The 11936-nt window shown below is 66.3% G+C and carries 10 protein-coding genes; 7 read left to right on the forward strand and 3 right to left on the reverse strand.

Features of this window, described 5'->3' with window-relative positions; all coding sequences use genetic code 11:
* Positions 1-139: 139 nt before the first annotated feature.
* The 3 genes from ACM0M4_RS17175 to ACM0M4_RS17185 are packed head-to-tail and all read left to right on the forward strand — an operon-like array spanning position 140 to position 2583.
* Positions 140-1144 (forward strand): GlxA family transcriptional regulator, encoded by a 1005-nt coding sequence (locus tag ACM0M4_RS17175; protein ID WP_003113607.1) that lies wholly within the window; start codon positions 140-142, stop codon positions 1142-1144.
* Positions 1145-1166: 22 nt separating this feature from the next.
* Positions 1167-1409 carry a DUF1272 domain-containing protein gene (locus ACM0M4_RS17180; protein ID WP_003088038.1) on the forward strand — a complete coding sequence of 81 codons (243 nt, stop codon included), beginning with the start codon at positions 1167-1169 and terminating at the stop codon, positions 1407-1409.
* 4 nt (positions 1410-1413) lie between these two features.
* Entirely contained in the window at positions 1414-2583 is a 1170-nt protein-coding gene (locus ACM0M4_RS17185; RefSeq protein WP_054375947.1) for an MFS transporter, read from the forward strand.
* Positions 2584-2641: 58 nt separating this feature from the next.
* On the opposite strand, the gene nfuA is transcribed toward ACM0M4_RS17185, so the two are convergent.
* Both nfuA and ACM0M4_RS17195 read right to left on the reverse strand, forming a co-directional pair.
* The gene (gene nfuA / locus ACM0M4_RS17190) at positions 2642-3226 is read right to left on the reverse strand and encodes a Fe-S biogenesis protein NfuA (protein ID WP_003088034.1); all 585 of its coding nucleotides are present in this window, start codon (positions 3224-3226) and stop codon (positions 2642-2644) included.
* A 122-nt stretch (positions 3227-3348) separates the two neighbouring features.
* A complete protein-coding gene (locus ACM0M4_RS17195) occupies positions 3349-5637 on the reverse strand; it encodes a fatty acid cis/trans isomerase (protein WP_003120231.1) in 2289 nt (762 codons plus the stop codon).
* Between the two features lie 361 nt (positions 5638-5998).
* On the opposite strand from ACM0M4_RS17195, the gene tsi1 reads away from it, so the two are divergent.
* From tsi1 to ACM0M4_RS17215, 4 genes are all read left to right on the forward strand, one after another.
* The gene (tsi1, locus tag ACM0M4_RS17200; RefSeq protein WP_003161609.1) at positions 5999-6517 is read left to right on the forward strand and encodes a type IV secretion system immunity protein Tsi1; all 519 of its coding nucleotides are present in this window, start codon (positions 5999-6001) and stop codon (positions 6515-6517) included.
* 41 nt (positions 6518-6558) lie between these two features.
* Positions 6559-7023: a type VI secretion system effector peptidoglycanhydrolase Tse1 gene (tse1, locus tag ACM0M4_RS17205; RefSeq protein ID WP_003088027.1), complete on the forward strand. Its 465-nt coding sequence runs from the start codon at positions 6559-6561 to the stop codon at positions 7021-7023.
* Positions 7024-7297: 274 nt separating this feature from the next.
* Positions 7298-11002: a methionine synthase gene (gene metH / locus ACM0M4_RS17210; RefSeq protein WP_003113602.1), complete on the forward strand. Its 3705-nt coding sequence runs from the start codon at positions 7298-7300 to the stop codon at positions 11000-11002.
* 14 nt (positions 11003-11016) lie between these two features.
* The gene (locus ACM0M4_RS17215; RefSeq protein WP_003098191.1) at positions 11017-11379 is read left to right on the forward strand and encodes a YggL family protein; all 363 of its coding nucleotides are present in this window, start codon (positions 11017-11019) and stop codon (positions 11377-11379) included.
* A 51-nt stretch (positions 11380-11430) separates the two neighbouring features.
* Here ACM0M4_RS17215 and ACM0M4_RS17220 read toward each other — a convergent pair whose 3' ends face one another.
* The gene (locus ACM0M4_RS17220) at positions 11431-11928 is read right to left on the reverse strand and encodes a prolyl-tRNA synthetase associated domain-containing protein (RefSeq protein WP_003122823.1); all 498 of its coding nucleotides are present in this window, start codon (positions 11926-11928) and stop codon (positions 11431-11433) included.
* Positions 11929-11936: the final 8 nt, after the last annotated feature.

Here is an 11936-nt window from a genome sequence, read left to right on the forward strand (position 1 = left end):
CATGCGGCGTGCCGAGGCGATACCAACCATCGGCGCAGCGGGACGCCCCGGCGAGCGAATGGCAAGATCCGTGGGCCGACTGGCATTGCGGCCAGGCCCGAAGGACGCCAGACTGCCGCCATCGCCATGAGGTTGTGCCATGCCCGAACCGCGCCTGATTGCCTGCCTGATCTATCCCGACGTGATGAGCCTGGACGTGACCGGACCGCTGCAGGTATTCGCCTCGGCCAACGTCGAACGCCAGCGCCAGGGCCTGCCGCCTTTCTACCGGATACAGGTGCTCGGCGAGCGTAGCGAAGCGGTGCCCAGTTCCGCGGGCATCCGCATCTGCGCCGACCTCGCCTGGCGCGACTGTCCGCCGGAAAGCCTGGACACCCTGTTGGTGCCCGGCGGCCTCGGTGTCGAGGCGCAGACCCGCAACGCCGACCTGCTCGCCTGGCTGAAAGCCGCCGAACCGTGCATACGGCGGCTCGGCTCGGTGTGTTCGGGAGCGCTGATCCTGGCCGCCGCCGGGGTTCTCGACGGGCGCCCGGCGACCACCCACTGGGCCGACGTGGCGACGCTGCGCCAGGGGTTTCCCGGCGTCCATGTGCAAGGCGACCGCCTGCACACCTACGACCCGCGGTGCCGCGACGGCGACGCCCACATCTTCACCTCGGCCGGCGTCACGGCGGGAATCGACCTGGCCCTGGCGCTGGTCGAGGCCGACCTCGGCCGCAGCCTGGCGCTCAGCGTCGCGCGACGCCTGGTGATGTTCCTCAAGCGTCCTGGCGGCCAGGCCCAGTTCAGCGCCTGGCTGACCCCGGAACCGAGCCGCACCCCGCGCCTGGCCGCGCTGCTGGAGTGGATTCCCGCCAACCTCGCCGGCGACCTGTCCCTGGAAGCCCTCGCCGACCAGGCCTGCATGAGCCCGCGTACGCTGTCCCGGGTATTTCTCCAGGAACTGGGCGTGGCGCCCGGTCGCTACGTCGAGCGGGTTCGCCTGGAGGCCGCGCGCGCCCTGCTGCAGGACGCCCAGGCGTCGATCGCCACGGTGTCCCGGCTGTGCGGCTTCGGCCATCCGGAAAACCTCCGGCGGACGTTCCACAAGCATCTTTCGGTCAGCCCCCAGGAATACGCCGAACGCTTCGGCATGCTGGCCTGACGCTCCCACCGAGGACCTTCCCATGCTGGAACTGCGCCCCAACTGCGAGTGCTGCGACCGCGACCTGCCCGGCGACAGCGGCGACGCGCTGATCTGCACCTTCGAGTGCACCTTCTGCCGCGATTGCGCGACGACCCGCCTGGGCGGCCAGTGCCCGAACTGCGGCGGCGAACTGCTGGCCCGGCCAAGGCGTCCGCGGGATGCGCTGGTCCGTCAGCCTGCCTCCAGCCGACGCGTCGTCAGGCCCGGCGGTTGTCCGGAGTGACGCCATGCTGCTACGCAACCCGACCCTGCTCCTGCTGTTCTGCGGCCAGGCCCTGTACTGGTCCTGCTCGCTGATCGGCATAACCCTGACCGCCCTGGTCGGCGTCCAGCTGGCGCCGTTGAACAGCCTGGCCACCCTGCCCCTGGCCCTGCTGGTGCTGGGCAACCTGCTGGCGGTGCAGCCGTTGTCGCACTTCATGCAGCGCCACGGCCGACGTCCCGGGCTGATGCTCGGCGCCGGCGGCGGCGTGCTCGGCGGCCTGGTCTGCGCCGCCGGTGTCTGGACTGGCGATTTCCTCTGGTTCTGTCTCGGCGCGCTGGGCATCGGGGTCTACCAGGCCTCGGCCATGTACTACCGGTTCGCCGCGCTGGAGGCGGTGGATGCCGGGCGGAAAGGCCGCGCCAGCGCCTACGTGCTCGCCGGCGGAGTACTCGCCGCGCTGCTGGCGCCGAGCCTGGCGCTGTGGTCGCGCAACGCGCTGGCCCAGCCCTTCGTCGGCGCCTATCTGCTGATCGCCGTGCTGGCCCTCGCCGGCCTGCTGCTGATGGCCCTGCTCCGCGAAGGCCAGGCGCCACGCCCGGCACGACTCGCCTGGCGCGACATAGGCGGCCTGTTGCGGCGGCCGGTGGTCCGCGCGGCCATCGCCTGCACCGCGACCGGACACGGATTGATGATCCTGATCATGAACGCCACGCCGCTGGCCATGAGCTTCTGCGGCCTGCCGCTGGAACAGTCGAGTCGGGTCATCCAGTGGCACGTGCTGGGAATGTTCCTTCCGGCGTTCTTCGCCGGACCGCTGGTCGACCGCATCGGCAACCGTCGCGTCGCCCTGCTCGGCGCGTTCCTGCTCGCCGCAAGTGCCGGCATCGCCCTGGACGGGCAGTCGGTCACGCATTTCCTGCTCAGTTCGCTGGCCCTGGGCAGCGGCTGGAACCTGATGCTCATCGCCGGCACTACCCTACTCGGCGAGGGCCACGCCGAAAGCGAGCGCGGCGCCGCGCAAGGATTGATGGAGCAAGGCAACAGCCTGGTGGCGGCGCTGATGTCGTTCGGCTCCGGCGCCCTGATCACCAGCCTTGGCTGGAACGCGATGAACCTGCTGGTCTGGCCGGCGCTGCTGGTGGCGCTGGCACTGCTCTGGCCGGTACGACGAACGCGGACGCTGTCGCGCTGAAACGCCGGCAACGAAAAAGGCGACCTTGCGGTCGCCTCTTCTGCCTTACGGAAACGCCTCAGTAGTAGGCGTTCTCCTTGTTGCTGTGGTCGGTCACGTCACGCACGCCCTTCAGTTCGGGAATACGCTCGATCAGGGTCTTCTCGACGCCATCCTTGAGGGTCATGTCGACCATCCCGCAGCCCTGACAACCGCCGCCGAAACGCAACACGGCGATGTTGTCCTCGACCACGTCGACCAGGCTCACCTGTCCGCCGTGGCTGGCCAGCCCGGGATTGATCTCGGTCTGCAGGTAGTAGTTGATGCGTTCGGTGATCGGGCTGTCCTCGTTGACCATCGGCACCTTGGCGTTCGGCGCCTTGATGGTCAGTTGGCCGCCCATGCGGTCGGTGGCGTAGTCCACCACCGCATCTTCGAGGAAGGGCTCGCTGACCGCATCGATCCAGGCAGTGAAGTCCTTCAGGGCGATGGCGGTGTCCTCGACCTTTTCCTCGCCCGGCTTGCAGTAGGCGATGCAGGTTTCCGCGTACTGGGTACCCGGCTGGGTGATGAAGATACGAATGCCGATACCCGGGGTGCTCTGCTTCTCCAGCAACTCGGCCAGATACGCTTGGGCAGCTTCGGTAATGGTGATGGCGCTCATGGCAACTCCTCGCAAATATGCCGACAGTTTACGCCAATCGGTACTTGCGGATAAAGCCCTAGTAAATTAGTAGGAATAATTCGCGATAACCGACCCGCCCCTTGTGGAGCGGGTCGCGAGACTCAGAGGTTCTCGTATCGGTTCATGTCCAGTGCGCCCGCCTCGACCGGCTCGGTTTCGCGGATGTACGCCTCGAGATCGTGGAAGTAGCTCCAGAACTGCGGATTGCTGCGGCGCACGCCCCAGCGTTCGACCACCTTGTCGAAGTCCTCGCCGCTCTTCGCCGCCTCCAGGGCGCCGACGAAGGCCTCGGCATCCGTCGCCGGCAGATCGAACATGAAGTTCGGGTAGCTGGACAGCACGCCCGGGTAGATCGTCAGGGTGTCCAGGCCCGGCTGGTAGCGCAGCGACTCGCCGAGCATGAAGGCGACATTGCTGTGCGCGCGGTTGCGCAGCACGGTATAGACCTCGCGCTTGCCGCTGGACGTACGTATCCGCAGCATGGTCGCCTCGGGGAAGCGCTCGATGACCTTGAGGCCGGCCGCCGGCCGGCTCACCAGGCGACTGAAGGCCTGCTCGGCGTCCTGCAGTTCGCGGTCGATGCCCGGTCGATAGCAGTTGCCGTCCAGGCAGCGGTTGATCGGGTCGGGACGCGCATTGAGGTCGCCGTAGCGACGCAGCAGTTCTTCGGCGAAGGCCTTCTTCGGCTGCTTCTCCGGCAATCCCAGCGCGCTCGGCGTGTCGTCGTCGAAGGCCTGGTAGTCCATCCACATCTTCAGCTTGCCGCTGTTCTGGTACCAGTCGTCGAGCAACGGCTGGCGCGCGTCGACCGGCATCAGGCGGAGGAAGTTCTGCTCGGCGCCGTTGCGGATCAGGTCGAAGTACAGCCGCGTCTGCGCCTGGTGCGAGACGTTGCCGAAGACATCGAAGTTCACCACCAGCCCGTAGTAGGTTCGCTCGAACAGCGGATAGTCCATCAGCCACAGGGTCTGCGGTACCTCGCCAAGCAGGCCCTTGCGCACCGAGGCGCTGTCGAACTGGCGGAAGATGCTCAGCAGGGCGTTGTCGTTGCCGTGCCAGAGCGTGTTCCAGGTCGGCGGCGGCGCGTCGGCGTAGACGTCCTGGCGCAGGTCTTCGTACTCGTTGCGCTTGTCCCGGTAGGCGCTCCACAGGCCGAGCAGGTTCTTCAGCTCGTCGATCTGCCCCGGCAAGGCCAGCAGCGGCTCGCTCTGCGCGCGGAAGTTGGCGTCGGTGACGAACAGGTCCTGCTCGGGGTCCTGGAATACCACCCAGAAGTTGTCGCGGATCACGTCGGTAGCGATCTGTCCACGGCACACCGGCCCGCGGATGAAGGTACGGGTGAAGTATTCGGCGTTGTCCAGCATGAACTGGTAGCGCGCCCGTGGCGGGATCGCGGCAAAGGTGGCGAACGGGTTGGCGCGGCTCTGCACGCCGTAGCCGGGAACCTTGTCGGTGTTCCACTGGGTGCCGAAGAACAGCTCCTGGACGCGTTCCAGCTTCTTCGCCGTCAGCGGATAGGTGATGTGCGTCTTGTGTACGATCACGCCCTGGATCGGCCAGAGGCGGTAATAGAAGCTGTTGCCCGGATCGTCGTTGGGACGCCGGGTCGGGATCGGGTCGATCGGCTGGCCGCTGGGCGTGCGCGAACGCACCAGCTGGAAGAAGTGGCCGGGCGCGCCCTGCTCCGGGAAATACAGGTGCGCCAGGAACAGGTGCTCGTAGAGCCAGCGCGAGACCAGGCTCTGCTTGGCCCCAGGCTGGTTGAGGAAACGCTCCCAGCTGGCCACCTGGCGCGCCTCGGCGGCGGTCGGCCGCAACGGCTGCTGGTCGACCGGGGCGCCCGCGGCCAGCCACTTCTGCAAGGTGGCGTATTCGTCGTCGCTCAGCCCGGCCACCGCGAAAGGCATGCCGGAACCTGGGTTCTTGCGGATGAACGCATCGATGCTGGCCGGCGTCGGGCACTGGTTGGCGCGGTTGATCGAAATGTCCAGGCCTTCGGGGATCTTCGCATTCGGCTGCAACGGCTGGCTGTGGCCAAGCTCGAGCATCCGCGCCATCAGTGCGGCCTGGCCGTCCTGCGATTCGAGCACCGACCAGAAGTCCTTGCGCCGCCAGGCGTCGGCACCGTGCGCATCGAGGTACAGGCGGGTGGTTTCCTGCGCCTTGGTCCGAGTGCCGTCGTAGACCGGCAGTTGGTTGGCGCCGCGCTGCGCGCCCTCGGCGCTGCTCAGGTTGAGCTGGCAGGGCGAATCGTAGCAGGCGTGGCAGGCGACGCATTTGGCGGTAAAGATCGGCTGGACGTCACGGCTATAGGAAATTTCAGCAGCGGAAACAGACTGGATAAAAGACGACAAAACGAAGGCCAACCCAACCAACGGTCTTGGCAACATGAACCACTCCTCACTCGGCGACGGGCGATTCTAGCAAACCCGCCTCTCTACGCCGCACTTTCACAACGGCGGGCGAACGCGCCCCGGATATGAGCCGCCATTTCGCCAGCATTCCACCGGCTTCGGCCGCCACGTATGCTAGCCGGGCTCCCAGGCCCGCCCTGGCGATCAAGGACGATGACTTCGAGGAAACAGGGATATGTTTCGACTCGCCGCGCCCCATCCGCGCCGGTTCGCGTGCGCCCCACGTCCCCTCTTCGCCGCTTTCCGCCTGCTGTCGTCAGGCGGCGCTTCCGTTCGCGCCCGGCGCGGCCTGGTCCATCCTTTCGCCGCCCTGGCGGCCCAACGGAGAACCCGCCCCATGAAACTGCTCGCCGGCAGCTTCGCCGCTCTCTTCCTGAGCCTTTCGGCCCAGGCGGCGGACTGTACTTTCACCCAGCTGGAAATCGTGCCCCAGTTCGGCTCGCCGAACATGTTCGGCGGCGAGGACGAGCACGTCCGCGTGATGTTCAGCAACGAGGATCCCAACGACGACAACCCCGATGCCTTTCCCGAACCGCCGGTCTACCTGGCCGACCGCGTCAGCGGCAACGATTGCCGCATAGAGGACGGCGGCATCTGGTCGCGCGGCGGCGTGTTCCTGAGCCAGGACGGTCGGCGCGTGCTGATGCATGAATTCAGCGGCTCCAGCGCCGAGCTGGTGTCCTACGACAGCGCTACCTGCAAGGTGGTGCACCGCGAGGACATCTCCGGCCAGCGCTGGGCGGTGGACAAGGACGGGCTGCGCCTGGGTCAGAAATGCTCGGGCGAATCCGTCGACAGCTGCGCGAAGGTCGTGAAGCGTTCGCTCGCGCCGTTCTGCCAGACCGCAAAGAAATGATCCGGGCCGGAGCGCCCCTTATCGACACGCATAGGTGATACATGGACAGTCTCGATCAATGCATCGTCAACGCCTGCAAGAACAGCTGGGACAAGAGCTACCTGGCCGGCACCCCGAACAAGGACAACTGTTCCGGCTTCGTCCAGTCGGTGGCCGCCGAGCTGGGCGTACCGATGCCCCGCGGCAACGCCAACGCCATGGTCGACGGCCTGGAGCAGAGCTGGACCAAGCTCGCCTCCGGCGCCGAGGCCGCGCAGAAGGCGGCCCAGGGCTTCCTGGTGATCGCCGGCCTGAAGGGCCGCACCTACGGGCACGTCGCGGTGGTCATCAGCGGTCCGCTGTATCGGCAGAAGTACCCGATGTGCTGGTGCGGCAGCATCGCCGGCGCGGTCGGCCAGAGCCAGGGCCTGAAGTCGGTCGGCCAGGTGTGGAATCGCACCGACCGCGACCGCCTCAACTACTACGTCTACTCCCTGGCCAGTTGCAGCCTGCCCAGGGCCAGTTGATTCAGGCCGTGCTGCGAATGAGCCAGACTCATTCGCAGCACGATTCCCCACGAGCATCCCGACTCCACTCGCCCGTCCCTTCGCCGCCCGCCTGCGCACTCCGACCTCCGCATTCCGCCCGTATGCTGCGACAAAACGGCGCCAGGGATTTTTCCGGCCCGCGAATGAACATCCTTCAACTTGAATGAAATTCATGGTCCGACCACCCCCGGCCGGAAAGCCCCTGCCTTTGTTATGCTTTTCACCTTTCCGCCCACTGACGCCAGGTCCATCCATGTCCAGCCCGCTCACCGATCGCAGCGCCCGCCTGCAAGCCCTCCAGCACGCCCTCAGGGAACGTATCCTGATCCTCGATGGCGGCATGGGCACCATGATCCAGAGCTACAAGCTGGAAGAGGCCGACTACCGCGGCGAGCGCTTCGCCGACTGGCCGAGCGACGTGAAAGGCAACAACGACCTCTTGCTGCTGAGCCGCCCGGACGTGATCCAGGCCATCGAGAAGGCCTACCTCGACGCCGGCGCCGACATCCTCGAGACCAACACCTTCAACGCCACCCAGGTGTCCCAGGCCGACTACGGCATGCAGTCGCTGGCCTACGAACTCAACGTCGAAGGGGCGCGCCTGGCCCGCCAGGTGGCGGACGCGAAGACCGCCGAGACCCCGGACAAGCCGCGCTTCGTCGCCGGCGTGCTCGGCCCGACCAGCCGCACCTGCTCGATTTCCCCGGACGTGAACAACCCCGGCTACCGCAACGTCACCTTCGACGAACTGGTGGAGAACTACGTCGAGGCGACCCGCGGCCTGATCGAAGGCGGCGCCGACCTGATCCTGATCGAGACCATCTTCGACACCCTCAACGCCAAGGCGGCGATCTTCGCCGTCCAGGGCGTGTTCGAGGAACTCGGCGTGGAGCTGCCGATCATGATCTCCGGAACCATCACCGACGCCTCCGGCCGCACCCTGTCGGGCCAGACCACCGAGGCCTTCTGGAACTCGGTGCGGCATGCCCGGCCGATCTCGGTAGGCCTGAACTGCGCCCTCGGCGCCAAGGAATTGCGGCCGTACATCGAGGAACTGTCGACCAAGGCCGACACTCATGTCTCGGCCCACCCCAACGCCGGCCTGCCGAACGCCTTCGGCGAATACGACGAATCGCCGGCGGAAATGGCCGTGGTGGTCGAGGAATTCGCCGCCGCCGGCTTCCTCAATATCGTCGGCGGCTGCTGCGGCACCACCCCGGCGCACATCGAGGCGATCGCCAAGGCAGTGGCCAAGTACCCGCCGCGGGCCATCCCGGAGATTCCCCGGGCCTGTCGCCTGTCCGGCCTGGAGCCGTTCACCATCGACCGCAGCTCGCTGTTCGTCAACGTCGGCGAGCGCACCAACATCACCGGTTCGGCCAAGTTCGCCCGGCTGATCCGCGAGGAAAACTACGCGGAAGCTCTCGAGGTCGCCCAGCAGCAGGTGGAAGCCGGCGCCCAGGTGATCGACATCAACATGGACGAAGGCATGCTGGACTCGAAGGCGGCCATGGTCACCTTCCTCAACCTGATCGCCTCCGAGCCCGACATCTCGCGCGTGCCGATCATGATCGACTCCTCCAAGTGGGAAGTGATCGAGGCCGGCCTGAAGTGCATCCAGGGCAAGGGCATCGTCAACTCGATCTCGATGAAGGAAGGCGTCGAGGCCTTCAAGCACCATGCCCGCCTGTGCAAGCGCTACGGCGCCGCGGTGGTGGTGATGGCCTTCGACGAGGACGGCCAGGCCGACACCCAGGCGCGCAAGGAAGAAATCTGCAAGCGCTCCTACGACATCCTGGTCGACGAAGTCGGCTTCCCACCGGAAGACATCATCTTCGATGCGAACATCTTCGCCATCGCCACCGGCATCGAGGAACACAACAACTACGCGGTCGATTTCATCAACGCCTGCGCCTACATCCGCGACAACCTCCCCTACGCCCTGAGCTCGGGCGGGGTGTCCAACGTGTCCTTCTCGTTCCGCGGCAACAACCCGGTACGCGAGGCGATCCACTCGGTGTTCCTCTACTACGCGATCCGCAACGGCCTGACCATGGGCATCGTCAACGCCGGCCAGCTGGAAATCTACGACGAGATTCCGAAAGCGCTGCGCGACCGGGTCGAGGACGTGGTGCTCAACCGCACGCCCGAGGCCACCGAGGCCCTGCTGGCGATCGCCGACGACTACAAGGGCGGCGGCGCGGTCAAGGAGGCCGAGGACGAGGAATGGCGCAGCTACAGCGTCGAGAAGCGCCTCGAGCATGCGCTGGTCAAGGGCATCACCACCTGGATCGTCGAGGACACCGAGGAATGCCGCCAGCAGTGTGCGCGTCCCATCGAGGTCATCGAAGGTCCGCTGATGTCCGGGATGAACGTGGTCGGCGACCTGTTCGGCGCCGGCAAGATGTTCCTCCCGCAGGTGGTCAAGTCCGCGCGAGTGATGAAGCAGGCGGTGGCCCACCTGATTCCCTTCATCGAGGCGGAGAAAGGCGACAAGCCGGAAGCCAAGGGCAAGATCCTGATGGCCACGGTGAAGGGCGACGTGCACGACATCGGCAAGAACATCGTCGGCGTGGTGCTCGGCTGCAACGGCTATGACGTGGTCGACCTCGGCGTGATGGTGCCGGCGGAGAAGATCCTGCAGACCGCCATCGCCGAGAAATGCGACATCATCGGCCTGTCTGGCCTGATCACGCCGTCGCTGGACGAGATGGTCCACGTCGCCAAGGAAATGCAGCGGCAGAATTTCCAGTTGCCGCTGATGATCGGCGGCGCCACTACCTCGAAGGCGCATACCGCGGTGAAGATCGATCCGCAGTACAGCAACGACGCGGTGGTCTACGTCACCGACGCCTCGCGCGCGGTAGGCGTGGCCACCAGCCTGCTGTCCAAGGAGCTGAAGGCCGACTACGTGGCCCGCACCCGCGCCGACTACGCGGTGGTCCGCGAACGCACGGCCAACCGCAGCGCCCGCACCGAGCGGCTGAGCTACGAACAGGCGATCGCCAACAAGCCGGCGTTCGACTGGGCCGGCTACCAGGCGCCGACGCCTTCCTTCACCGGCGTCAGGGTGCTCGACGAGATCGACCTCGCGGTGCTCGCCGAGTACATCGACTGGACGCCGTTCTTCATTTCCTGGGACCTGGCCGGCAAGTACCCGCGCATCCTCACCGACGAGGTGGTCGGCGAGGCCGCCACCTCGTTGTTCAACGACGCCCAGGCGATGCTGAAGAAGCTGATCGACGAGAAGCTGATCAAGGCCCGCGCGGTGTTCGGCTTCTGGCCGGCCAACCAGGTCGAGCACGACGACCTGGAGGTCTACGGCGCCGATGGCGAGACCCTCGCCACCCTGCACCACCTGCGGCAGCAGACGATCAAGCCGGACGGCAAGCCGAACCTGTCGCTGGCCGATTTCGTCGCGCCGAAAGAAAGCGGCGTGCGCGACTACATCGGCGGCTTCATCACCACCGCCGGGATCGGCGCCGAGGAAGTGGCCAAGGCGTACGAAGCCAAGGGCGACGACTACAACAGCATCATGGTCAAGGCGCTCGCCGACCGCCTCGCCGAAGCCTGCGCCGAGTGGCTGCACGAGCGGGTGCGCAAGGAGTACTGGGGCTACGCCCGCGACGAACACCTCGACAACGAGGCCTTGATCAAGGAGCAATACGTCGGCATCCGCCCGGCACCGGGCTACCCGGCCTGCCCCGACCATACCGAGAAAGGCACTCTGTTCGAACTGCTCGATCCGCAGGGCCTGTCCGGCGTCAGCCTGACCGAGCACTACGCGATGTTCCCGGCCGCGGCGGTCAGCGGTTGGTATTTCGCCCACCCGCAGGCGCAGTACTTCGCGGTCGGCAAGATCGACAAGGACCAGGTGGAACGCTACAGCCAGCGCAAGGGCCAGGAAGCCAGCGTCAGCGAGCGCTGGCTGGCGCCGAACCTTGGCTACGATGACTGACCAGGAAGGCGACGATGAAATTCCTCACTCCCGAGCAGATGGAAAAGCCGCGCAAGCGCCGCCTGCGCAAGAAACTGCGCCTGGGCGAGTTCCAGGAGTTCGGCTTCAGCTTCGAACTGACCTACGACCGCAACGCCCTCTCCCACGACGATGCGCTGGACCATCTGATCGACTTCGTCGAGGCCCAGGGCTGGGTGTTCGGCGGTGGCGGCTCGCCGGAACAGGCGGAGATCAGCGGCTACCTGTGCCTGGCGCGGGTCGGCAGCCTGGACGAGGCGGACCGGGAAAGCGCCCGCCTGTGGCTGGAAGCCCAACCCTGGTGCAAGACCTTCGAGGTCGGCCCGTTGAGCGACTGCTGGCACAACTTCTTCGAGTGAAACCGGCGCCGGCACGACCTGGCCTGGCGCCGGCAGGCGCGAAGCTGCGACCTACACCCGGATCAGGCGCGGTTCATGCCCCGTGTGGGCGAGGAAAGCCAGCAGGTCTGCGTAGCGGATGCACTCGGTGGCGGTATTCACCAACGGGTGGAAACCGAGCAACTGGTCCTGGCGGATGGCATCGTCGAGCAACACCTCGACCCTGTGCTGCGGATCGTTGACCAGCGCGAAAGGCGTCACGCAGCCCAGTTCGACGCCGAGGTATTCGCGCAGGCGCTCGACCGAGGCGAACGACAGGCGGCTTTCGCCGATCTGTTCGGCGATGCCCGGCAGGTCGGCCTCCTTGCGCTCGTCGAGCAGCACCAGGTAGTGGCGAGTACCCTTGCGGTTGCGCAGGAACAGGTTCTTGATGCCCTGGTCGGGCAATTCGATGCCCTGCGCGTAATATTCCTCGATGGAGGCGATCGCGGGATGCTCGACCCGCTGGCTGTCGATGGCCAGCTCGCGGAGCAACGCCAGAAGCGCCTGCTCGTCCATTTTCGCACTCATGGGACGCG

The organism is Pseudomonas sp. 18-147 (assembly GCF_051048045.1).
In the GTDB taxonomy this organism is placed as follows: domain Bacteria; phylum Pseudomonadota; class Gammaproteobacteria; order Pseudomonadales; family Pseudomonadaceae; genus Pseudomonas; species Pseudomonas aeruginosa.